This is a genomic window from Streptomyces brasiliensis (assembly GCF_014647875.1).
GTDB classification, from domain to species: domain Bacteria; phylum Actinomycetota; class Actinomycetes; order Streptomycetales; family Streptomycetaceae; genus Streptomyces; species Streptomyces brasiliensis.
Genome location: NZ_BMQA01000029.1, coordinates 44,291 through 68,296 on the forward strand (window position 1 = coordinate 44,291; position 24,006 = coordinate 68,296).

The window sequence follows — 24,006 nt, forward strand, 5'->3', positions numbered from 1 at the left end:
TCTCTCTGGTTCGTCAGGCGTGCAGCAGCGCACGGAGGGCTTCGCGTTCGGCCCGGTCGGCGGGGGCCGCCCGCAGGGTGGGGGCGGAGTTCACGAGCAGCCGGGTGTAGGCGTGCCCGGGATGGTTGACGACGTCGCGGGCGGCGCCGGTCTCGACGAGTTCACCCTGGTAGAGCACCCCGATGCGGTCGGCGATCCCGGCCACGGAGCCGAGGTCGTGGGAGATGAAGACGAGGGCGGTGCCGTCGGCGCGCAGTTCCTTGAGGATCCGCAGGATCTGGACGCGGTTGGCGGAATCCAGAGCGCTGACCGGCTCGTCCAGGATGACCAGTCGGGGCTCGGTGACCAGGGCGCGGGCCACCGCGACGCGCTGGCGCTGGCCGCCGGACAACTCCCCGGGCAGCCGGTCCAGCAGGTCTTCGGACAGGCGCATCCGGGAGACGTAGGCCCGCACACGCGCCGCGGCCTCGTCGGCCGCCGTGCCCCGGATCAGGAGCGGCTCGGTCAGGGAGGCCTCGATGGTGAGGTCCGGGTCGAGACTGCGCAGGGGATCCTGGAAGACGTACTGGACCACACCGCTGCGGCGCAGGCCGCGCCACTGCCGCCGGCTGTAGGCCGTGACGTTCTGCCCGCCGATGACGATCGACCCTGCCGAGGCGCGCACCAGGCCGAGCACCGTCCGCGCGAGCGTCGACTTGCCGGAGCCCGTTTCGCCGATGAGGCCGACGGTCTCGCCCGGCGCCACGCTCAGCGAGACACCGTGCAGAGCGCGCCGGCGTCGGCGGCGCAGGCCGTAGTGGACCTCCAGTCCGGACACCTCGAGGACGGGTCCCCCGCCGGTGAGGGCGCCGGCGGACGGTTCCTCCTGAGACAACTCGGCGCTCACGTCTCCTCCTTCGGGTCGAGGAACTTCTCCAGGCCGTACTGCTCGTGTTCGGCGATCAGCAGCCGGGTGTAGTCGTGGCGCGGGTCGTGCAGCACCCTCTCGGCCGGCCCCTGCTCGACGACTTCGCCCTGCTGCATGACCAGGACCTCGTCGCACAACTGGGCGACGACGGCGAGATCGTGGGAGACCACGACCAGGGCCAGGCCCGCCTGCTCGCGCAGGTCGGCGAGCAGGTCGAGGATCTCGGCCTGGACGGTGACGTCGAGCGCGGTCGTGGCTTCGTCGGCGATGAGGATGTGCGGGTCGGCCGCGATCGCCGCCGCGATGAGGACGCGCTGGAGCATGCCGCCCGACAGTTCGTGCGGGTACTGGCCGTAGACCAGCTCCGGCTCCCGCAGGTGGACGGCCCGCAGCAGGTCGACGGCGCGTCGGCGTGCAGCGCGGCGCGGCAGCTTCTTCTTGACCCTGACGACCTCGGCGATCTGCGCGCCCACGCGGAGCGAGGGGTTGAGATAGGAGGCCGGGTCCTGGAAGACCGCGCTGATCGTCGTGCCGCGCAGGGCTGTCCACTGTGCGGGGGACAGGTCCGCGATGTCGGTGCCCCGGATTTCGATCGACCCGCCGGTGACCTCGAAATGAGCCGGCAGGATCCCCAGTGCCGCGCGGCAGGTGAGGGTCTTTCCGCTGCCGGACTCGCCGACGATGCCGACCACCCGGCCGGGTGTGAGGGTGAAGCTGACGCCGTGGACGATCTCGCGACCGCCGGCCTGGTCGCTGATCCGTACGTCGTGGAGCGACAGCACGGGCCGGCGCGGCCCGGTCGGGTCGCCGGGTCCGAGATCGAGGGTCTCCTCAGGGGCGAGGTTGTCGGACAGCGTCGCCATCACGCACCTCCGGTGGGGGCGGGTTCGGACTGGTCGGGGCGGTCGGTGCGGGTTTTGCGGCTGTTGACCAGCGCACGGCCCGCCTCGCCGGAGACGTCGCGGAGGGCGTCGGCGAGGAGGTTGCCGGCCCAGACGGTGATCATGATCAGCAGCGCGGGTGCGAGCGGTGCCCACGGCTGGTGGCTGAGATAACCGAGGTCCGAGGCGAGCAGCCCGCCCCAGGTGGGGGCCGGTGGCTGGACGCCGATGCCGAGGAAGGTCAGGCTCGACACGATGACGAAGCCGACACCGAAGGTCTGGGCGAGCGCGACCGCGATCGGCGGAAGCACCTTGACCCACACATGGCGGCGGACCACCCAGCCGATGGAGGCCCCGGACAGCAGCGCGGCCTCCACGTACTGCGAGCGGGCCACCGCCAGCGTGGCGGCGCGGGAGACCCGGTAGAACAGCGGGGCCACCAGTACGCCGGTGACGAGCATCGCCTGGGTGATCCCGTTGCCGAGCAGCGCGATCACGGCGACGGCGAACAGCAGGAACGGCAGCGCCACCAGAGTGTCCGCCAGGCGGAGGGTGATCCATTCGAAGGCCCGGCCGAGGTAGACCGACAGGATGCCCGGGACGGATCCGACGACCAGCGCGGTGACGGCGACCTCGAGCGAGCCGAGGACGCTGAGGCGCGAGCCGTCGAGGAGGCGGCTGAGCACGTCACGGCCGAGGTAGTCCGTGCCCAGCCAGTGCGAACCGGACGCCGACGCAAGGGTGTTGTCGCTGGTGGCGAGTGGGTTCTGCGGAGCCAGCAGCGGACCGAAGAGGGCCAGCAGCGCGATGACCGCGAGGATGGCGACGGCGATCCGGCCGGAAGGGAGGACGAGGACGCGGCGCAGCATGGTTCACACCCCCCGCTGAGAGGCCGGCGTCACACGCGCCAGCACCAGGTTGACGATCAGGTTGAAGGCGACGACCAGCACGATCGACACCACCAGGACGCCCTGGACCGCGGGCACGTCTCCGGCTTGGGCGGAGTCGTTGGCGAACCGGCCGAAGCCCTGCAGGCCGAAGATCCACTCCGTGACGACGGAGGCGCCGACGAGGGAGGGAAACTTCAGGCCGAGCGTCGCGAGCGCCGGGCCCAGCCCGTTGCGCAGCACATGGACGAAGAAGATCCGCCGGGGGCTGAGGCCCCGTACGACTGCGCCCGTCACGTAGTTCTCGCGGTAGGCCGCGATGAGGCTGCTGCGCAGCTGGCGGGCGACATCGGCGACGACGTCGAAGCTCAACGCGACGGCCGGCAGCGTGATGTGGGCCAGCCACGGGCCGAACCCCTGCGCCGCCGGGACGTATCCGGCGGACGGGAAGAGATGCAGTCCGACGGCGAAGACCGTCACCAGCACGATGCCGACCACGAACGCCGGCATCACCGAGATCACCGTCACGAATCCGGTGATCGCACGGTCGACCCAGGTGGTGCGGCGCAGGGCCGCCGCCGTGCCGAGGACGAAGCCCACGACCACGCCGATGATCAGCGCGAACGTGGCGACCGACAGGCTCACGCCCAGGCCGAGGCCGATCAGCGTGGAGATGTCGGCGCCGTTGGTCCAACTGCCACCGAGCCGGCCGTGCAGGACACCGGTGAACCAGTCCCAGTACTGGACCAGGAAGGGCCGGTCGAGGCCCCACTGCGCTTCGACTCTGGCGACGGCGTCGGGGGTCGCCTCCTCGCCCAGCTGGATACGCGCCGGGCTGAGCCCGCTCAGCGACCGCAGCGCGAACGTCACGAACGTCGCGAGCAGGAACACGGGCACGAAGATGGCGATCGATCGGGCGACGGTGACCGTGACGCGGCCCAGCGTGTGCCGCGTCCTGGACAAGACGTCCCCGCGACGGAGGTCAGGTGCCGCCTGTGCCTCGGTCGTCGTCATGGGTTGCCCCTGTCTGTAGTGGACGGTTGTCAGCGGGTGCCGGAGATGGTCACGCCGGTCCAGTCGATGTGGGCCGGGTTCTTGGGCAGGCCGGAGATCGACTTGCTCTTGGCGATGAGGTTGGGCTGGGAGTATGTGAAGATCAGCGCCTTGCTCCGCAGGCCGGCCCGCGTCGCCGCCCGCAGGACCTGCGGGTACGCGGGGGAGCCCAGCGGGGTCTGGCGCACCCTGGCGATAGCCGCCTCGAACCCGGAGGGCTCGTAGGGGGAACTGAGGTTCAGCGGGCCGTTGGGGCCGAAGTGAGCGGTCAGCGTCTGCGCGGCGGAGTCACGGCCGGTGGTCCCGTACAGGGAGAAGGTCAGGTCCTTGGCGAAGAACGGGGTGGCCCAGTTCTTGTCGATCTTGATGGTGACGGTGATGCCGACCGCGGCCAGCTGCGACTGGACGATCTCCGCCTGCGGGTCCTCGGCGGGAATGACCAGGTCGAGCTTGATCTGGCCACTCTTGTGGCCCGCCTCGGCGAGGAGCTTCCTCGACTTCGCCGGGTCGTAGGAGTAGTCGTTCTCGGACTTCGGGTCGTAGGCCACGTACCCCTTCGGGAAGGGCTGGTCGGTCACCTCGCCGTAGCCGAAGGTCAGCTTGTCCACGAACTCCTTGCGGTTGATCGCGTAGCGGACGGCGTCGACGACCTTGTCGTCGTCGAACGGCGCCTTGTTGATGTTGAGGCTGATGTTGGAGGCGTTGAAGCCGGGCTGCACGAAGACCTCGAGCCCCGCCTTCTTAGCGGCCTGGGCCTGATTGGGTTCGATGTCGGCGAAGTTGTACACGCCCGTCTGCAGACCGTTGACGACGGTGGCGGCGTCGGGTGCGGAGGTCAGCTCGACGTTGTCGATGTGGATGTTCTTCGCGTCCCAGTAGTCGGGGTTCTTCTTCAGCAGGACCTTGGTGCCGGGGATGAGCTGCGTGACGATGAACGGGCCGGCGCCGACCGGGTTCTGGTCCAGCTCGGCCGGGGACGCGGCCGCCTTGGGGCTGGCGATCTGCAGGACGCGCTCGCCGAGCAGCTGCGGAATCTGGTAGTCGACCTGTGTGAGGTGGATGACCGCGTCCAGCCCTTCGGCGTCCACCGACTTGATCGAGGTCAGATCGCCGAACAGCGCCGAGTTCTGCTGCTTCTTGGCCCGATCGATGGCCGCCTTGACGGCGGCGCCGTCGACCGGTTCGCCGTCGCTGAACTTGAGGCCGGGCCGCAGATGGAAGGTGATCCGGTCGCCCTTGACGTTGTACTCCCAGCTCTTGGCCAGATCGGGCACCGCCTTGCCGTTCTCGTCCGTGCGCGTCAACGAGGCGTACACCAGGGCGAGTTCGCGGAACTGGGCGCCGCTTCCGCCGACTACCGGGTCCCAGTGGGTGGGGAAGTAGGACGACGTCCACTTCAGGGTGGCGTTGCCGCTGCCGGCCGCGGCGTCGCCGCCGCAGGCGCTGAGAGCGGGCACGAGCACGGTCAGCAGGGCGGTGCCCAGGGCGGCGGCGCGCAACTGCCGTCCCCCTCGGGCGGGTCGACGGTCGATGACGGGGCGGCGTGGTGCGAGGCGTGCGGACATCGGATTCTTTCTGCGAAGGCGGTGACCCTGTCGGGGCGCGGAAGCGGAGGTCGGCCCACCGCCGCGCCGGGACCACGCCCGAACGGGCATGCAGGCGCGCGGCGTTGGAGCACGCGGCGGGCATGCCGGCCTCAGGGCGCGGGGCGTCGGCGGGTCAGCGGGGGAGGACCGGGATGCGGAACGAGGGAGCGCGGCGATGCGCGAAGGAAGCGGCGCGTGACGGCGGGAACGGCGCGGTGGTACGACGGGCGGGCGGTGCCGGCGGACGAAGAAAGGCGCCTGAGGCCGTGGGCGGCGGGTGGTTCAGCGACAGAGAGCGCTGCAGGTGCGCCGCAGGTCCACGTAGCGGCACACCACACCGGGGTGCGTCGTGAGCATGCTGCAATCCTGGGGCCGGCCTTCACCCGCTGTCAATGGACACTAATTGGTGTCTCATTGGGCGGGACGGCGTCTGACCGCAGATCAGAGGCCTGTCATGGCGCGGAGGGAGATGTGCGACCTGCCGCCGGGTGCACGGCGGCCTCCGCGGGATGCAGCCACAACGGCCCGTTCCCGGTCTGGATCCGGACCGCACCAGGAGGCGGCCACTCCCCGTGCGAAAGGAGCTTTCGCTCCGGGTCGGTGAGGCTCCGGTAGTGCTGGAGTGCCTGTGCCGCGGACAGGGCGGGCGGGTCCGGCAGCGGCCCGGAGCACAGCGCGCCGAAGGCCGATGCGTACTCGTCGTAGCTTCGCCAGCCCGGCATCACCCGGTACCCGGCCGGGCCCCGGACCAGCACGGTCGGCAACGCATACCGGAAGTCGCCGCCGGCGGTCTCCTTCGCCGCGCCCGGGTGCGGCGACGCGCTGCGTACCGACAGCACCTCGCGGACCGGCCGACGCGCCTCGGCGTGGTCGGCACGCACCGCCCGCATCACTTCCGCTGACGCCGCGTCAACGGACAAGCGCCTCAGGTCCAGACCCGGCGTGCCCCGCACCGCGGACAGGGCCAGTGCGGGTGTGTCCGCCGGTTCACCCAGCACGAAGACCGTCTCCCGCAGCCGACGCAGCACTCGCTCGGCCACGTCGGCACCCTGAAGCTCCGCCGCCTTGGCGACCAGCGACGACGGCCAGGAACTCGCCGCCACGCGATCCAGACGCGCCGCCCAAGGGGCCCCGGTGTGCGTGCCGATCTCCTCGACATAGCGCGCGTACCAGGCGGTCTCCGCCGCCGGATCAGGCGGAGGATCGTCGTTGCCGTCGAAGAGAATGCAGAAGACGCGGCGCCACACGACCTGGCCGGACGACGCCGCGCGCAACCGGCGGAAGACGGGCTCCGACCCCCAGGCCCACGGACACAACGGATCGGTGTACTCCACCACTTCCACCACGGGTTGCTCGGGTACGGACGTCACGCGGCTCCCTTCCGGCTCAGCCGCTCGCCCGTGGCCGCGGGCAGCAGGGACGCCAGGGTCACCCCGTCCAGGACCGCGGCCGCGTCCGCCTCGATCCGACGCCATATCCCCGGCAGGCCCGACGCGGGACCGGGGTAGTCGAGCCCCGCCAGCGCCTCGCCGCGCAATGTGATCAACTCGCCGTCAACGGCGCGCGACACGTCGAGCAGCGTGATCTCGCCGGCGGGACGACCGAGCCAGTAACCGCCCTCGCATCCGCGCTGGCTGCGCACCAGGCCGGCCCTGCGCAGCTCGCCCACGACGGATTTCAGGAACCTGAAGGGGATCTGCTGGGAGGAGGCCATGGCCTCGCAGGTGAGCGGGCGGGTCGGTTCACGGGCGAGCTCCAGCAGCGCGCGCGTGGCGTAGTCCGCCTTCGCGGAGATATGCATGCGCCCCATCATGCCCGACGAGGGGTCCGGGACAAGGCCCTCCACCGGCCGCCCTGAATCATTGCGGGAACATTGCCGCAGGTGAAACGCAATGGACACCTATTGACATCCTTTTCGCCGCCGCTCTAGCGTCCCTCACCATGAGCGAGCCGCTGACGAATCCCGGTGAAGGCTTCCATCCCCATCTGCACGAGACGCCCGGGCACCCGACGGCCCCCCTGCGCACGCGGCTGCACCACATCCGCGCCGACTCCCTCGACGTGGACACGGCGCAGACCGGCGGCATGCGCAGGTTCGCCGCGGTCAGCGGCAAGACGGTCGGGTCGGAGAAACTGTGGATGGGGCAGACCCATGTCGCCCCCGCGACCTCCTCCTCCGACCACCACCACGGCGAGTCCGAGACCGCCATCTACATCGTCAGCGGACACCCCGAGTTCGTCTTCCTCGACGACAGCGGCGACCAGGCGGAGGAAGTACGTCTGCGTACCGCGCCCGGCGACTACATCTTCGTCCCCCCGTTCGTGCCGCACCGGGAGGAGAACCCCGACCCCACCGAGGAGGCGGTGGTCGTCATCGCCCGCAGCACGCAGGAGGCGATCGTGGTCAACCTGCCCCACCTGTACGCGCTGCCGACAGCGGAAGCCTGAATCGCCCACGGGGCGCGGACCGTGCCGGACCTTCGAACACGTCCATACAGCTCTGGGCCACCGCGTCGGTGCCGACGATGGGAGGATCGTCGTGCCGCTGCGCCGTGTCGAAGAGGGGGCCGAGGTGCCGTCCGCCGAGCTGAAGCACACGTTCCAGATCGCCGCGTCGCCGGAGGAGGTCTTCGCGCACCTGGCCGAACCGTCGCACTACGTCGGCCTGTCGCCGTTGGTGGTCGCGGTCCGCGATGTGCGCCGCAGCGGCGGGACCGTGCACTACACGGCCGTCGAGCGCTTCCGGTTCCTGGGCGTCCTGCGGCACGACAACGTCATCGACGTCACTCTGGCCGCGGTGCGGGAGGGCCTGCCGTACTCCGCCGAGATCTCGGGAGACGTCCGCAGCCCCGGCCGGGTCCGCATGAACTACCGCTTCGCCATCGAGAGCCACGCGGCCGGCAGCGTCGTGACCGACACCCTGCACCTGCACACGCCCCCGGGCCTGCTGCGCTTCGCCGCCTCCCGGGCGGGGGCGGTCCAGCGGGCCCGGGCTCGTATTCTGACGACCCGTCTGGCGCGGCCCGCCTGACGGTGATGGTGATGGGTCGTTGAAACGTGCTGGTTCCCCGATGCCGTCGACCGTGTTGGCATTCCCGTAGCAGCTCAACTCACCACGAGTTCGTTCACATCTCGCGCCAGTTGCCGACGATGCTCGTCACCCTTCGTCAACCCAAGTACGGGGCAGAGCAGGGCGATTGACAGTCGCGTCTGTTACGAGATGGCCCGGAGCCGGTCCTGGGGGCGGCGGCGGAGTCGGTCGACTGCCTGTGCCGTCTTCTCGTCCGCTGGGAGGAAGACGACCAGTTGTTGTGCGTCCGAGGGGAGTTCGAGCGTCTCGCGGAGCATCTGAAGCTCGCACCCGGAAGGGTGGTTGAGCCGGAGGACTCCCCGTCGTGGCACCACGTGACGGTTCAGGCGGCGCGTGAAGTCGGGGCCGTGGCGCGGCCTGAACGCGGACCTCCTGCTTCCGGAAGCGGGCAGGGCCGTGGCCGTGGTCTCGGGGTCCGGGCGGCTTTGCTCGTCCACCCGCCGGTTCTGCCGCGGCGCGCGCGAGGGCAGGTCGTACGAACAACTGAGCGTCGTCAGGACGGCAGGTGTCGCATGACGTCACCGGAACCGGGCGGCGGCGTACCCGTGCTTCGATGCCGACGTGCTCGATCCCGGGCACGGGGACGCTCGAGCCGTGGCGGATCTGGTGGGGTGCCCTTGGCATCGTCGCGCGGCGCTGCCGGCTGCGAAGCCGCACAACTCCCGGGCCGGATCCGCTCGCACGCCGATCCCGACCGTGGGCTCGGCGCCCTCGACGCGGCCGGGCGAAGACGGACGTCGGTCTCGGCCGCACCCTGGAGAGCCTGGTCCTGGCTGCACGCGCGAGCGGCCACGCTTGCCGTCGAACCGTCCGCAGCCGGCGAGGCCGGTAACACCGGACGCGAAGTTCGACCACTGCCCAGCACCACACCGGGCAGGGGATTCGCCGAGAGCCGGATCGCCGCACGGTGTCTCCCGTCTCCGGCGGCGCGGGCCGGAGACGGGAGTGACTGCCTTACTCGGCGGTCAGGAATTGAGCTCCACCAGGCCGTGACCCCAGTTGGTCGTCGGGTAGGTGTCGTTCAGCGGGTAGTGGTTGAACTGCGGCTCGCGGCCGTTGTTCGAGATGGAGAGCCGAGGCCCGGTTCAGCAGCTGTCGCCCGGCATGTGCGTCCGAGTCGGGTCGGCGGCTGGGTGTTGGGCAGGCGCGCGCTGAGCAGGCCCTCGACCGCTGTTCGCCCGCGGCCGGGTGCCGGGCGCCAGGCTCGCGATCGTGGCGGCCACGGTGACTGGTGTCGTCGGGACGGTACTCTCGGCGGCACGTGGAATGACGGCCGGGGCACCGGCCACTGCCCCGGCCGGTGTCGTTCGCATCACCGCCGCGGGACCGAACGGACCACCCCGGTTGCGAGCTGGTCGTGCGCGCCACAGGCTGCCCCCATGAACCACACCCCGGACGCAAGCGTGCGCCCCATTCTGGTGACGGGTGCTGCGGGCAGGGTCGGCGCCGTCGGCCGGACCATTGCCGAAGGCCTTCGGCGGCGGGGCTTTCGGGTACGGGCCCTGGTGCGTCGGGACGACGATCGTGCTGAGGCGCTGCGCGCGGCCGGCGCCGAAGTCGTGGTGGGAGACCTGACGCGGGCCCGTGATGTCGCCGACGCCATGGACGGCTGTGGACGGATGTATTTCGGCATGGCCGTGTCGGAGGAGTATCTGCTGGCCGCCGTGACGACAGCGGCGGTCGCGCGCGCCTACGGGGAGCTGCGTGCGTTCGTGAACATGTCGCAGCTGACTGTCTCCGAGATGGACGTCACCAGCACGTCCGAGTCGCATCAGCATTGGCAGCAGTGGCTGGTCGAGCAGGTGCTCGGTTGGTCGGGCCTGCCCGTGGTCCAGGTCAGGCCCACCGTCTTCATGGAGAATCCGCTCTTCCAGGTCGCGTTTTCCTCGATCTCGCAGGACGGCACCATCAGTTGGCCCTTCGGTCGGGCGAAGACCTCCCCGATCCCGGCCGGTGACGTTGCCGCGGCCGTCGAGGAGATCCTGGCCGATCCGGCCCGCCATATCGGCCGGATCTACGAGCTGACCGGCCCCCGATCACAGGACATCGCTGCCATCGCCGCGGAGATTTCCGCGGCTCTGGGCCGAACGGTCAGCTACACCGATGTCCCCTTGCAGGAATGGCTCGACAACGATCTCCGAGCGCTGGGACTGCCGGATCACGTCTTCCAGCACATCTCCACCATGGCTCGCCTCCACGCGGCCGACCGCTACGACCGCCAGGCGGACGGCATGGAAGAGGTCACCGGACGGCCCGCTTCAGGTGTAGCCGACTTCGTCCGCAGGAACCCTGAGCTGTTCACTCGCTGAGGCTGCCTGCCGTCCGGGCCGACAAGGTCGACCGGCAGGGCAGTCAGGACGAACTCGCCACGCCGGTCCTCTCGCCGCAGGACATCGCCGACCAACACGGCATCTCGCTGTGCCATCTGCACCGGTTGTTCGCAGCGGCAGCACTCGACTCTCAGACCTCCCCGGCAACACGGTGCACTGGCAGCCGGAAAGCCGTGCACGGTCGGACAAGTTCCCCCACCGCTGATTCTTAGCCTGGAGAACGGCAACGAACCAGTGAGCCTCAACGCCCTGCGCGAGCCCCACGCCGACGAAGCCGCCGACACCCAGGCGACCCAGATCCTGCGCACCGCCCTGCGCACGACTTGACGAACCGACCCCGGCCTCGACCGAAGTCACCTGACCCCGGCAGTGTCCGCTCCCTGAAGGAGCTCCTCCATGGCCCAGACCACCGCACCCACCGTCGTCCTGGTCCACGGCGCGTTCGCCGACGCATCGAGCTACGCCCGTGTCATCCCCGAACTGCTGGCCGACGGCCTCGACGTGGTGGCCCCGGCCGTCCCGAACCGGAGTCTGATCGGCGACGCCGCCTACATCGCCTCCGTGGTCCGCCGGATACCCGGCCCCGTCGTCCTCGTCGGCCACTCCTACGGCCGCGCGGTCATCACCGTGGCCGGCGTCGAGGACAACGTCCAGGCCCTGGTCTACCTGGCCGGCTATGCCCTGGAGCAGGGCGAGAGCCTCGGCGAGCTGCAGGGCCGCTCCCCCGACTCGGACCTGGCCGAAGCCCTCGTCCACACGCCCTTCCCGCGCGAGGGCGCCGAGGACGGCACCGACGTCTCCGTCGACGTCGCCAAGTTCCCGGAGATCTTCGCCGCCGACGTCGAGCACGAGCTGGCCGAGGTGCTCGCCGTGTCCCAGCGCCCGCTGGCGGCCCAGGCCTTCACGGAGGCCACCCCGGCAGCGGCGTGGAAGACCAAGCCCGCCTGGGGGCTGGTCTCCACGTCGGATCACACCATCAACCCCGATGTCGAGTGCTTCGGTTACCAGCGTGCCGGGATGACCACCATCGAGGTCGACTCCTCGCACCTGGTCATGCTCGCCCACCCCAAGCGCGTGGCCGACCTGATCCGCGAAGCCGTCAGGGCCGCCGGCTGACAGCGCCCTCCACGCACAGTGCGCAGCCCCACCCGGTCGGCGAGGCTGCGACTTTTTGACCGAACAGCCCCGAAGACCGCGACCGCCCCCGACTACCCGGCACGCCGGGGCACCGGCCAAGCCAACGATCGTGCTCGTCCACGGAACCTGGACCGACGCTTCCAGCCGGCTTCACCGGATGCTTCGCCAAGGGTGTCCCGGCCGCGCAGGCCAAGCTCCCCGTCGCGGCCGGCGGCCCTTCGCGGTGAGCGCGGGATCGCAGCTGTCTGGTACACCCGCGTGCAAGTCGCTGTCGTCCTGGGGGTGTCGGCACCTGGGACCGGGTCATCCCCCCGGCTGAGCACCCCGGCAGGGCCCTGGACGCTCGCCTTGCCTAGAAGGCAAGGATTTTGCCTGACGGGAAACATCCCCGGTTGAATCGGGTCATGAGCTCTGACACCGAGAAGCGCACGCGGGTCCTGGTCGACGCCGACTGGTTGGAAGCGCACCTGGACGATCCCGCAGTCGTCGTGGTGGAGGTGGACGAGGACACCGCCGCCTACGACGTCGCCCACATCGCCGGCGCCATCCGCATCGACTGGCGTGCCGACCTCCAGGACCCCGTCCGCCGCGACTTCGTCGACGCGGCAGGCTTCGAGTCGCTGCTGTCCCGCAAGGGCATCACGCCTGGCGACACGGTCGTGCTGTACGGCGGCAACAACAACTGGTTCGCCGCGTTCGCCTACTGGTACTTCAAGGTCTACGGCCACCAGGACGTACGGCTCCTGGACGGCGGTCGCAAGAAGTGGGAGCTGGACGGCCGTCCGCTCGTCACCGACGTATCCGAGCGCCCGGCGACCCACTACACGGCGGCGCCCGCGGACGACTCCCTGCGCGCCCTGCGTGACGAGGTGCTGGCGTCGATCGGCACCCGCAACCTGGTCGACGTGCGCTCCCCGGAGGAGTTCTCCGGCGCGCTGAGCGCCCCGGCCCATCTGGCACAGGAGGCCGCCATGCAGCGCGGCCACATCCCCACCGCCCTCAACGTGCCCTGGTCGAAGAGCGCCAACGACGACGGCACGTTCAAGTCCGACGAGGAACTCGCCACTCTCTACGCGGATCTCGACCCCGACCGTGACACCGTCGTGTACTGCCGGATCGGCGAGCGCAGCGCGCACACCTGGTTCGTGCTGCATGAACTCCTCGGGCTCGACCGGGTGAAGAACTACGACGGTTCCTGGGCGGAGTACGGCTCCCTGGTCGGCGTGCCCATCACCCGGCCCCACGCCGCCTGACACCCCCTCGAATCCGGTGGCCGAGGCGGGACCGACGCCCCCTCGGCCCCCGGCGGTCGCGGTTCGTTGACATCCGGTTCGACGGCGGCGACCTTCCCGCGTGCGGGCGGATCCCGGGATCGAACGCTACGTACGCGAAGGGGGCGCGTCGCGTGAGGGGCGCGCCCCCTTGTGGCTGCGGCGACCGTTACCGGAGCACGATGATCACGAAGGACCCGCGGTCGAATCGGTGATCGAAGTGGCGGCCGAAGCAGAATCCGGAGTGGTTGAAGCAGGATCCGCGGTGGTCGAAGCGGAACCCACCGTGGTCGAAGCGGAACCCACCGTGGTCGAAACCGAACCTACCGTGGTCGAAGCAGCGCCAGTCGCTGCGGTCGAAGCACCCGATGCTGGTCACACGAGTGTGCACGGCAGGGGCTGCCGCGGCCGTGCCTGCTGTGCTGATCGCAGCGCCGCCGGCCATTAGAACGCCGGCCGCGGACGCCGCGACGAGGCGCCGCACGCGTTGTGCTCGCATGATGGATGCACCCTTCCTTCCATCGTCTCGCGCGACTCTCAGCGACACGAGGTGAACGACCGCAGCCGTGACAAGGGCGCGGAATGACCGTAGGCGTCGTCCCTTGCACATGAACAGAACTCACATCCGCTGTCTGCGCTGCACGGGAACCAGACGACCAGAGGCGCACCCCAGGCTGCGGCTTTACTTTGGATACGGCGGCGCCCTTTTGGATTGCCTGGGATCGGCTGTTTTGTTAGGAAATGTTCTACGGCTTTCATCGCTGGTCCATGCCAGGTCTCCGGACGAACCGGCTTGGGCGGACCTCCCCCGGATACCGGCGTCGGACGCGTGGTGTCCTGGCCGGTCGGCATTCTGAGCCGGCAGGGGGAGGGAGTGGTTCTTCCATGACCTTGAGCCGTCACGTGTGACCGGGACCGCCGTTGCAACAGCTGATCACCTCGGCTCCGAGAGCCGCGGTCCGGCCGGCAAGGGAAACGATCGCCGTGGCGCCATGGCCGTCGACCTCTTCGCAGACATCCCGGTGAACTACTACGCAGCGGCGCCCTGGACACGTCGGCCGTGCCCTGTGCGCCGTCATCGTCGACGACCTCGCCACGCGCATCGCCGCGACGGCTGATCGGGGCCTGTAGCCGAGGAGTTGCGAGACCTTCTCGAATGGCGTTCGCAACGTCACGTACCAGGATCCGGATGGAAACGAGATCGGTTCGGCGGCTCTTCGCTCCGGCTCCGACTCAGACTCAGGGGTGGTCAGCGACCACCAGCGGTTCGAGGCTCATGCTGCCGTGCCCCGCGGGTGATCCTCCGGCGTCTCAAGCAGACGGGTTCGCAGGCCGGCCAACAGGACGACTGTGACCGCCCTTTGCAAATGAGCACACCCGCACCCACTGCACACCCAGGCGCGGTCCACCCCGCATCCCTTCTCCGCCCGGTCACCGTTACTCGCGACTGTCCGAAAAACGTGTCGCAGACATCTTGACCTTGTCCGAACGGGCGGCTTAGCGTCTCGGCGTTTGGGATGCTTGAAACGATTCAATTCAATACTTCTCTTGGGGCGCACTCATGCATGAACGCATCTCGCAGCGCGGCGGGATCTCACGCCGTACGGTCCTGGCCGCAGGTCTGGTGGCCGGCACCGCGGCGACCCTGTGGACCGCGGCACCGGCCGCGGTCGCGCTGCCCGCGGCGGACGGAAGCGGATCGGGTGGTGACTGGTTCGCCGATCCCTCGGCTTCGGTGCGCCCCAAGTTCCGGTGGTGGTGGCCGGACGGCCTGGTCGACCCGGACGAGATCGCTCGGGAGATCGACCAGATCGCGGACGCGGGCTTCGGCGGGGTCGAGATAGCTGCCGTGCACCACAGCATCAAGGACAAGTCGGTCCTCGACGTCACCCATCACGGCTGGGGGAGCAGACCCTGGCGCGACGGCGTCGAGGCGGCGCTTCGCCGAGCCGTGCGGCGCGGCGTCACCGTCGACATCACCCTCGGCCCGAGCTGGCCCGTGGCCATGCCGGGGCTCACTCCCGACGACGAGGCGGCCGCGCAGGAACTCGTCCACGGCCGGGCCATGTTGAGCGCCGGCGCCACCTACCAGGGTCCGGTCCCGCCGCCCCTCCGCGAAGCCACCGCCGGCGTCACCCGGCAGCGACTGCTCGCCGTACAGGCGGCCCGCGTCGAACCGGCGAACACCACGCGCAAGGAGACCGGGCTCGACGCCGCCAGCGTCCGCGACCTCACCGACACGGTCACGGACGGCACCGTGACGTGGACGGCACCCGACGACGGCGACTGGGTGCTGATCTCCTACTGGCGGCGCGGCTCGGGACAGCAGCCCGAGTCCGGCCCCCACTCCGCACCGGCCGCCTACGTCGTCGATCACTTCAGCGCCGACGGCACCGCCGCGGTCACCGGCTACTGGGAGAACCAGCTGCTGACCCCATCCGTGCGGCAACTGCTCAGGGCCGCGGGCGGCGTGTTCTTCGAGGACTCCGTGGAGCTGGAGACCGACGGCCTGACCTGGACCCCCTTGCTGCCTGACGCCTTCGAGGAGCACACCGGCCGCCCCCTGCTGCCGTATCTGCCGGCGATCGTCCTGGACGACAGCAACCAGGTCTTCGCCTTCGAGGCCGGACTGACCCGGCAGATCAGGCACGACTTCTGGGAGACGGTCTCCGGACTGTTCAACCGCCATCATCTGCGGGCCCTGCGGGACTGGGCGCACTCGCTGGGCATGGGCCTGCGGGCGCAGCCCTACGGCCTGCAGACCGACGCCATCGCCTCGGCGGCGATCCTCGACATCCCCGAGGGCGAGTCCCTCGGCTTCAAGAATCTGGACGACTTCCGGTGCCTGGCCGGCGGCCGCGACATGGCCGGGCACACGGTGCTTTCCTGCGAGGCGGGCGCGTACAACGGCTCGGCGTACAGCACCACTTGGGACCGCTTCCTGCGGACCATGGGCGGTGCCTACGCGGCGGGCGTCAACCAGACGGTCGTGCACGGATTCTCCTATGCCACCGCGCCCCAGGTGAGCTGGCCCGGCTTCGCGGCCTTCAGCCCGTACAACGGCGCGCCCGGCTACGGCGAGTCATGGGGACCCCGGCAGCCCACCTGGCGGCACATCACCGACGTCTCCGGATACCTCGGCCGCGTGCACCAGGTCCTCCAGACCGGTACGGCCAGGGCGGACGTCGCGGTGTTCCGGCAGACCGGCTACACCGCCACCGGAATCGGCGCGTCCTGGCTCACCTCGACCGGTGTTCCGCTCGGCTGGACTCACCAGTTCATCAGCGGCCCACTGCTCGATCTGCCTGGCGCCATCGTGTCCGGCGGCCGGCTCGCACCGGACGGTCCCGCGTACAAGGCACTGCTCATCGACGGTGACTTCTTCTACGGCTCCACGCCCACGCTGTCCGTGGACGACGCCGGCAAGGTGCTGAAGCTGGCCCGGGCAGGGCTCCCGGTCGTCCTGCTCGGCGCCTTCGACCAGGCGCTGACCCCGGGCGTGCCCGCGCCGGGCGAGACGGACCGGCTGCGCGAGATCCTCGATCGGCTGCTCGCCCTGCCCAACGTCGTCCGGGTCACCGACAAGACGGCGATCGGGGACGCCCTCGCCGGGCTCGGCGTGACGCCCGATGTCCGCCACGCGACCTCGTCGACGCTCCTCAACGCCCACCGGGCCACCCGGGAGGCGGACTTCTACTACCTCTGCAACGGCAAGCACGCCGAGACCGTCAAGCCGCCGGTGGCGGCGATCGACCACGAGGTGACGCTGCGCCGCACGCAGGACGGCGCCACCGTGCCGTACCTGCTCGACCCGTGGACGGGCGAGGCCGTGCGGCTTGCCCGGTACACCCGGGACGGCCGCGACTTCACCCTGCGCGTCGCGCTCCAGCCGGGACAGACCATGATCGTCGCGCTGGGTCGGCCCGGCCTGTTCGGCGACCGCAATGGCGACCGCCCGTACGCCGTCGCCACGGACGCGGACGCCGTGCTGTTCACCCGAGGGGGACTGACCGTGCGCGCGAGCGCCGCGGGTACGGTCACGACGCGCCTGTCGAGCGGGCGTACCGTCTCCACGGTCGTCCCGGCCGTGCCCGAGGCGATCACCCCGACCCGCTGGCAGGTGGAGGTCGAGGACTGGTACCCCGGATCCGAGGCGACCCGGACGGAGACGGTCAGCCGATCCCTGACGCTCGACACCCTCGTCCCCTGGTCACAGACCGCGGAGCTCGCCGACTCCGCCGGAATCGGCCGGTACCGGACCACGGTCGCTCTGCCGGCCGACTGGGATGAGTCCCACGGCGCGTTGCTGGACCTCGGGCAGGTCAGCGACACGTTCCGGGTGACCGTCAACGGCACACGGCTGGCACCGGCCGACCGCCTGCACCCCGTTGTCGACGTCGGCGCCCTGCTGCGGCGCGGTGACAACACCATCGAGGTCGAGGTGGCGACACCGCTCATCAACCGGCTCAGGGTCGCCCAGCCCGCCGTGTTCGGCGGCGTCGCCCGCCAGGCCTACGGCCTTGTCGGACCTGTCCGCCTGCTGCCGTACGTGCAGGCGACCGTGGGCTGACGAGGACGGGTCGGCACCGTGTGCGAACAGGCGCCGGTGCCGACCCGGACTTGAACGTTTCAACCCCGTCCTTCCCCCACGGTGCGCCCCCGTCCTTCCCCCACGGTGCGCCCCCGTCCTTCCCTCACGGTGCGACCCCGCCGCACCTTCCCGTCACGCCCTCACCCCCGTCAGCGCTCCACCGGACCCGCCTGAGCCGCATTCGCAGCCACCGCTGCCCGTCCGAAGGGAAACCGGCACCTTGCCCGAACAGCGCGACACCCCGAGCCCGTCCCGGCGCCAGATCCTGATCGCCGCGTCGGCCGCGGCAGCCACCACCGCGATGTCGTCCACCGTTGCCTCTGCGGCTTCCGCACCGTCGGCGGAGCCGCCGGAAGCCGAGGCGCCGCTCGCCGCCCTGCCGCTCTCCGCGGTACGGCTCCTCGACAGCCCGTTCCTGGAGAACATGCGTCGTACTTGCGCCTATCTGCTCTTCGTCGACATCGACCGGCTCCTGCACACCTTCCGCCTCAACGTGGGCCTGGTCTCGTCGGCCGACCCCTGCGGAGGGTGGGAAGCCCCCGGCGTCCAGTTGCGCGGTCACACCACCGGCCATCTGCTCAGCGCCTTGGCCCAGGCGCACGCCAACACCGGTGACGACGCCTACGCTGACAAGGGCCGCGCCCTCGTCGCGGCGCTGGCCCGGTGCCAGGAGGCCGCCCCGGCCGCAGGATTCCACCGCGGCTACCTGTCCGCCTTCCCCGAGTCGGTCTTCGACCAGCTCGAGGCGGGTGGCAAGCCCTGGGCGCCGTACTACACCCTCCACAAGATCATGGCCGGTCTGCTCGACCAGTACCAACTCAGCGGCAACCGGCAGGCGTTGACCGTCCTCCTGGAGATGGCGGCCTGGGTGGACGCGCGCACCGCTCCGCTGTCCCACGAGCGGATGCAGCTGGTGCTGAAGGTGGAGTTCGGCGGCATGAACGACGTGCTCACCCGGCTCCACCTCGTCACCGGAGATCCCGTACACCTGCGTACGGCGCAGCGCTTCGACCACGAGGAGCTGTACGATCCGCTGGCCGCAGGCCGGGACCAACTCGCCGGACGGCACGCCAACACCGAGATCGCCAAGGTGGTCGGTGCGGTACCGGCCTTCGAGGCCACCGGGGACAGCCGCTACCTGGACATCGCCGACACCTTCTGGACGACCGTCGTACAGCACCACTCGTACGCCATCGGAGGCAACTCCAACCAGGAGCTCTTCGGGCCTCCCGGTGAGATCGTCAGCAGGCTCTCCGACGTGACCTGCGAGAACTGCAACAGCTACAACATGCTCAAACTGGGCCGGCAACTGTTCCTGCACCGGCCGTCGCACGCCGCCTACATGGACCACTACGAGTGGACGCTCTACAACCAGATGCTCGGTGAGCAGGACCCCGATTCCGAGCACGGCTTCGTCACCTACTACACCGGACTGTGGGCCGGTTCCCAGCGGCAGCCCAAAGGCGGACTCGGGGCTGCTCCCGGAAGCTACAGCGGGGACTACGACAACTTCTCCTGCGACCACGGAACGGGCTTGGAGACGCACACCAAGTTCGCCGACAGCATCTATTTCCGCTCGCGGGAGGGCCAGGCCGCCGAGCTGTACGTCAACCTGTTCATCCCGTCCGAAGTGCACTGGCCCGAAACCGGGGTGACGATACGTCAGGAGACGCGGTACCCGACGGCGGAACGTACGCGGCTCACCGTCACCGGGGGAGAGGGGCGCTTCGCGCTGAAGATCCGCATCCCCGCATGGGTGGCGGACACCGGCCGACCGGCCGTGCTGAAGGTCAACCACCGCCCCTTCGTCTCCCGGCCACGGCCGGGGACGTACGCCACCGTCGACCGGCACTGGCGCACCGGAGACAGCGTCGAACTCGTCCTGCCGCGCGAACCCGTCTGGCGCCCCGCCCCCGACAACCCACAGGTGAAGGCGCTCTCGTACGGGCCGCTGGTGCTGGCCGGGGAGTACGGGGACACCCCGCTCGCCACCCTGCCCACCATCCGCCCCGACACGCTGCGCCGCGCTTCCGGCGACCCCACCGCGTTCACGGCGGTCGCCGACGACCGCCCGGTGTCCCTGCGGCCGTTCCACCAGGTGCACCACCAGAGGTACAACGTCTACTGGGCGGTGACTCCGCGACCGGCCCGTGAACGCGACGTGGTCCACTACCCGTTGGACGAGGCGAGCGGCACCACGGCGGCCGACCTGACGGGCACCTTCGGCGACGCCCTGCTCGTCGGCGGAGCGACCTGGAGCCGGGAGGGATCCGCGGACGCCGTGTCCCTGGACGGCCAGAGCGGCCACATCGCGCTCCCGGCCGGCCTGCCCAGTGGACTGGACGAACTGACGGTCAGCGTCCGGGTCCGCGTCGACTCCCTCGCCGCCTCGGCCCGTGTCTTCGACCTCGGATACCACAAGGACACCTACCTGTTCCTCGCCGTGACCACCGGTGCGGGGCGCGCCCGCGCCGCATTGAAGATCGCCGGGATGGACGCCGAGGACGTCATCGACGCGACCGCCCCGTTGCCCGTGGGCCGGTGGACGCACGTGGCACTCACACTGGGCGGCGGCACGGGCGTGCTCTACCTCGACGGCGTCGAAGCCGGCCGCAACCCGTCGATGGTGGCCAGTCCGCTCCTGCTCGGCGCGACGAGCCGCAACTTCCTGGGCCGTTCGCAGAACACCACCCACCCGTATCTGCGCGGCGCCGTGCGGGACTTCCGGCTGCACAACCGAGCCCTGACCGCCTCCCAGGTAGCCCAACTGGCCGCAGGCTGACCGCTCTTCAGCTCGCGAGCGCCCTCCCGACCTCCGCGGTACGCCCTGCGCGTCCGCCGTCACACTGCAGGAGTTCACCCATGCCTGAAAACGACCTGTCCAGACGCCGCTTCGTCGCCGCTGCCGGTGCCGGCACGGTGCTCGCGGCGGGGCTGCCCGGCCTCGCCTTCGCCGCGCCGGCCGCGGCGAGCGACACGGACGCAGGTCCGGCGGGGTATTCGGCGCGGCACTTCGCCGATCCCCGCAAGGACAGCCGACCCACCGTGTACTGGTACTGGAACGGGCCCGTCACTCCCGACCTGGTCGACCGTCAACTCGCCGACCTGCGGGCCAAGGGCATGTACGAAGTCGTCCTCTTCCCCTACGACAACGCCGAGATGCAGCCCGTGTTCTTCAGCGAGGAGTGGTTCGACATCGTCGGACACGTGCTGCGCACCGCGGAACTCACCGGCATGCGGGTCTGGTTGTTCAACGACGACCACTTCCCGAGCGGCCGGGCCGGCGAGTACGTCGTCAAGGGCGGCACGGTCGGTTCGCGCACCTACGCGCCACGCCCCGAACTGCGCCTGAAGGCACTGTGGCGCTCGACCACCGTCGTGACGGGACCCGCCACCGTCGATCTGCGCCGCACCACCGGAGTCGGGGTGGAAGCGGGATCCCTGGTCGCCGACGCCGCTGTCCTCGACGGCGCCGCCGTGCTGCGCGGCAGCGAGCAGTGGACCGACTGCACCGTCACCGGCAGCGCCAAGGCCGACCACACGGCCGCCGGCCTCGTCGTCCGCGCATCCTCGGACGGCCTCGACGGCTACGCGGTCACCTTCGACCAGACCGGTGTCGTCACAGTGCTGCGTCTCGCGCGCGGTGCGGACCCCGTCGAGGTGCTGAGCAGCAGCCGGACCGACGGCTTCAACAGGACCAAGTTCCACACCCTGGCCGTCACCGTCAGCGGTGCGCGCCTGTCCGTCACCCTGGACGGCAAGGACAAGGGCGCCGTCGACGACGACCACTATGCCTCGGGCGGAGCGGGCGTGTGGGCGGTCGCGGACCAGCGGGGCCTGTGGGACAGCCTGGCCGTCACGGCGGCCGACGGCAGCACGCTGTACACCTCGGCCTTCGACGCCCCGGCCGCCGCGGGCGACTTCCCGGAGCGGGCGTCCCTCGGCATCCAGGCCGTGGCCGCCGCGGCCCGGCCCGCCGGCTCCGCGGACGCGGGTGAGGCGCTGGACCTGACGAGGGAGCTGGCCGACGGTCACACCTGGCGGGCGCCCGCGGGCCGCTGGCAGATCGACCTGTTCGGCAGCGTCCCCCTGATCGACGACAGCCAGGGTTACCGGCGCAGTTACCTCGACCTGCTCGACGACGAACCCGTGGACCTGTTCCTGGACATCGTGCCGGGGGAGTACCACCGGCGCTTCGGCCGCTACTTCGGCACGGTCATCCCCGGGTTCTGGGACGACGAGCCGTTCTTCGCCTCCGCGGAGGCCCACTTCAAGCGGCTCCCCTGGTCACCGGCCCTCGAGGAGGCGCTGCGGGCCGTGGGCGCCGAACCCGGGGTGGCGTACGCCAGCGCCTTCGACGACCTGGGCCGGCGGGGCCGGATCGCACGCGGCCGCTACTGGCAGGCCGTGTCCAACCGTTTCTCCCGCTACTTCGAGAAGCAGGCACGCTGGTACGAGCAGCGCGACGTCGCCCTGATCACCAACCCGCTCTACGACGAGACGGCTCCGGCCAAGCGGATCCCCTCCACCGGCGACCTGCACAAGGTCAACCAGTGGGCGCACGTGCCCGGCGGCGACATCATCACCGCCGAATACGTCGCCGGACAGCAGACCATGATCCCCCGCAACCCGGCATCGGCCGCCCATCAGGCGGGCCGCGAGCGGGCGTTGCTGGAGATGTTCGGCAACATGGGCTGGCAGGTCACTCCCGGATTCGTGCACGCGACCGTCGGCGCCCAGGCCGCCCGCGGCATCAACCTGACGGTCCTGCACGCCCTGTGGACCGACGAGACACGGGTGTTCTTCCCGCCGCCGTTCGGACCGCGCGCCCCCTGGTGGTGGGCCATGCGCCCGCTCGCCGAGTGGATCGGCCGGCTCATGGAGGCCTCCCGAGGCACGTCCGGCGCGCGAACCGCCCTGCTGCAACCGCAGCGCGCGGCCGAGCAGTGGACCGGCACCAGCCGGCAGGGCGAGGTCGACGGCTCGCTCTCCGATGCCGCGTACGCGCTGGAGCGAGCCCAGGTCGACTTCGACCTGCTCCACGAGGGCGCACTGTCCGCGGACCCGGACCTGCTGTACCGGGCCGATGTCCGCGGCGGCCGTCTCGCCGTGGGTGCGGCACGCTACGACCTCGTGGTGCTCCCGGTGACGCCGACCCTGGACGCGGCCTGCGTCCAGGTGCTGCGCGACTTCGTGCGCACCGGAGGGACGGTCGTCGGTGTGGGCACGCTCCCCGCGGACGAGGCGGACGGCAACGACCGCTCCCTCGCCCGCGCCCTGTCCGACCTGTTCGGCGACCAGATCCCGGGCACCCGCCCGCTGGGCGGCGGGCGCGCGGTGCGCGTCACCGACACCTCCGGGCTTCGCGACGCCGCCCAGGAGGCCGGAGTCGCCGCCGCCGTCCTCGAACCCGCACAGGACTCCGTCCGGGTCCTGCGTGTACGACGCGGCACGGACACGGCGTTCGTCCTCAACAACGAGAGCGGGAGCTCCGCCGAGACGGTCGCCACTTTCCCGGTCACCGGAGTGCCCGAACTGTGGGACCCGGCAACGGGCAGCACTGCACCCGCACCCGTGTACCGCGGCACCAAGCACGGTATCCAGGTGCCGCTCACCTTCGAGCCGTACCAGACCCGGATCGTCGTGGTCCGCGGCGCCGGGCACGCCGTCGCGCACCTGACCGCCTCCCCGCTGCCCGTCATCGGCGTCGAGGCGGACGGGAACGTCCTGCGCGCGACGCTCGAGGCCGCCGCGCCCGGTGTCCACCAGCTCATCGGCACCGACGGCAGCCGCACCTACCGTGGCACGGTCGACATCGACGACCCGCTCGAACCGGTCGCCGTGGACGGCGACTGGACCCTCACCCTGGAACGCGACGGCGCCACCCCCGTCACCGGCCCGCTGGGCAGCTGGACGGACCACGACCGCCTGTTCTCCGGCAGCGGCACCTACACCATCGGGATCGACGTCGAACGTTCCCTGCTCGACGGGCGCCGCGTCCTGCTCGACCTCGGGGATGTGCGCGACGTGGCGGGCGTGACCGTCAACGGCACACAGCTGCCGCCCCTGCTGTGGGCCCCGTTCACCGTCGACGTCACCGGTCTCATCACCCCGGGTCACAACCGCCTCGACGTACGCGTCTCCAACACGCTCTCCAACGAGCGCAACAAGCCGCTGCCGTCGGGACTGCTCGGCCCCGTGACCCTGCGCTTCCGCCGCCGCGTCACCGCCGCCCTCACCCGCGTCTGACGACACCCCGCACTCAGAGGAGC

The 24,006-nt window shown here is 70.6% G+C and carries 16 protein-coding genes and 1 pseudogene; 8 read left to right on the forward strand and 9 right to left on the reverse strand.

What is annotated here, in order from left to right:
• Positions 1 to 13: 13 nt before the first annotated feature.
• The 7 genes from IEZ19_RS31925 to IEZ19_RS31955 form a co-directional block, all read right to left on the reverse strand.
• A complete protein-coding gene (locus IEZ19_RS31925) occupies positions 14 to 874 on the reverse strand; it encodes an ABC transporter ATP-binding protein (RefSeq protein ID WP_189314820.1) in 861 nt (286 codons plus the stop codon).
• 8 nt (positions 875 to 882) lie between these two features.
• Entirely contained in the window at positions 883 to 1,770 is an 888-nt protein-coding gene (locus IEZ19_RS31930; RefSeq protein WP_189314788.1) for an ABC transporter ATP-binding protein, read from the reverse strand.
• Positions 1,770 to 2,657: an ABC transporter permease gene (locus tag IEZ19_RS31935; protein WP_189314789.1), complete on the reverse strand. Its 888-nt coding sequence runs from the start codon at positions 2,655 to 2,657 to the stop codon at positions 1,770 to 1,772. The genes IEZ19_RS31930 and IEZ19_RS31935 overlap by 1 nt, the downstream gene beginning before the upstream one ends.
• Before the next feature lie 3 nt (positions 2,658 to 2,660).
• The gene (locus IEZ19_RS31940) at positions 2,661 to 3,689 is read right to left on the reverse strand and encodes an ABC transporter permease (RefSeq protein ID WP_189314790.1); all 1,029 of its coding nucleotides are present in this window, start codon (positions 3,687 to 3,689) and stop codon (positions 2,661 to 2,663) included.
• A gap of 29 nt (positions 3,690 to 3,718) precedes the next feature.
• Entirely contained in the window at positions 3,719 to 5,293 is a 1,575-nt protein-coding gene (locus tag IEZ19_RS31945) for an ABC transporter substrate-binding protein (protein WP_189314791.1), read from the reverse strand.
• A 473-nt stretch (positions 5,294 to 5,766) separates the two neighbouring features.
• Positions 5,767 to 6,684: a DsbA family oxidoreductase gene (locus IEZ19_RS31950; protein ID WP_189314792.1), complete on the reverse strand. Its 918-nt coding sequence runs from the start codon at positions 6,682 to 6,684 to the stop codon at positions 5,767 to 5,769.
• Positions 6,681 to 7,115: an RrF2 family transcriptional regulator gene (locus IEZ19_RS31955; protein ID WP_189314793.1), complete on the reverse strand. Its 435-nt coding sequence runs from the start codon at positions 7,113 to 7,115 to the stop codon at positions 6,681 to 6,683. Before IEZ19_RS31955 ends, IEZ19_RS31950 begins: the two co-directional genes overlap by 4 nt.
• Positions 7,116 to 7,255: 140 nt before the next feature.
• On the opposite strand from IEZ19_RS31955, the gene IEZ19_RS31960 reads away from it, so the two are divergent.
• Positions 7,256 to 7,762, forward strand: a complete 507-nt coding sequence (locus tag IEZ19_RS31960; protein ID WP_189314794.1) for a cupin domain-containing protein — start codon at positions 7,256 to 7,258, stop codon at positions 7,760 to 7,762.
• 91 nt (positions 7,763 to 7,853) lie between these two features.
• Positions 7,854 to 8,345 (forward strand): SRPBCC family protein, encoded by a 492-nt coding sequence (locus IEZ19_RS31965; RefSeq protein WP_229841102.1) that lies wholly within the window; start codon positions 7,854 to 7,856, stop codon positions 8,343 to 8,345.
• A gap of 182 nt (positions 8,346 to 8,527) precedes the next feature.
• Here IEZ19_RS31965 and IEZ19_RS31970 read toward each other — a convergent pair.
• A pseudogene (locus tag IEZ19_RS31970) lies at positions 8,528 to 8,761 on the reverse strand (MmyB family transcriptional regulator); the annotation flags it as partial.
• 1,023 nt (positions 8,762 to 9,784) lie between these two features.
• Here IEZ19_RS31970 and IEZ19_RS31975 point away from each other — a divergent pair.
• The 3 genes from IEZ19_RS31975 to IEZ19_RS31985 all read left to right on the forward strand — a co-directional run bounded on the left by IEZ19_RS31975 (position 9,785) and on the right by IEZ19_RS31985 (position 13,125).
• Positions 9,785 to 10,714, forward strand: coding sequence for an NmrA family NAD(P)-binding protein (locus IEZ19_RS31975; protein WP_189314795.1), 930 nt, complete (start codon positions 9,785 to 9,787; stop codon positions 10,712 to 10,714).
• Positions 10,715 to 11,131: 417 nt separating this feature from the next.
• On the forward strand, positions 11,132 to 11,851 hold the full coding sequence (locus tag IEZ19_RS31980) for an alpha/beta hydrolase (RefSeq protein WP_189314796.1): 720 nt from the start codon (positions 11,132 to 11,134) through the stop codon (positions 11,849 to 11,851).
• Between the two features lie 425 nt (positions 11,852 to 12,276).
• Positions 12,277 to 13,125: a sulfurtransferase gene (locus IEZ19_RS31985; RefSeq protein WP_189314797.1), complete on the forward strand. Its 849-nt coding sequence runs from the start codon at positions 12,277 to 12,279 to the stop codon at positions 13,123 to 13,125.
• 187 nt (positions 13,126 to 13,312) lie between these two features.
• On the opposite strand, the gene IEZ19_RS31990 is transcribed toward IEZ19_RS31985, so the two are convergent.
• Positions 13,313 to 13,642 (reverse strand): hypothetical protein, encoded by a 330-nt coding sequence (locus IEZ19_RS31990; RefSeq protein WP_189314827.1) that lies wholly within the window; start codon positions 13,640 to 13,642, stop codon positions 13,313 to 13,315.
• Positions 13,643 to 14,704: 1,062 nt separating this feature from the next.
• Here IEZ19_RS31990 and IEZ19_RS31995 point away from each other — a divergent pair.
• The 3 genes from IEZ19_RS31995 (at position 14,705) to IEZ19_RS32005 (ending at position 23,983) form a co-directional block, all read left to right on the forward strand.
• Positions 14,705 to 17,713 carry a glycosyl hydrolase gene (locus IEZ19_RS31995; RefSeq protein ID WP_189314798.1) on the forward strand — a complete coding sequence of 1,003 codons (3,009 nt, stop codon included), beginning with the start codon at positions 14,705 to 14,707 and terminating at the stop codon, positions 17,711 to 17,713.
• Between the two features lie 241 nt (positions 17,714 to 17,954).
• Positions 17,955 to 20,516: a glycoside hydrolase family 127 protein gene (locus IEZ19_RS32000; protein WP_268248692.1), complete on the forward strand. Its 2,562-nt coding sequence runs from the start codon at positions 17,955 to 17,957 to the stop codon at positions 20,514 to 20,516.
• Between the two features lie 80 nt (positions 20,517 to 20,596).
• Complete coding sequence (locus tag IEZ19_RS32005; protein ID WP_189314799.1) at positions 20,597 to 23,983, forward strand: glycosyl hydrolase; 3,387 nt, start codon at positions 20,597 to 20,599, stop codon at positions 23,981 to 23,983.
• The last annotated feature ends 23 nt before the right edge of the window (positions 23,984 to 24,006 follow it).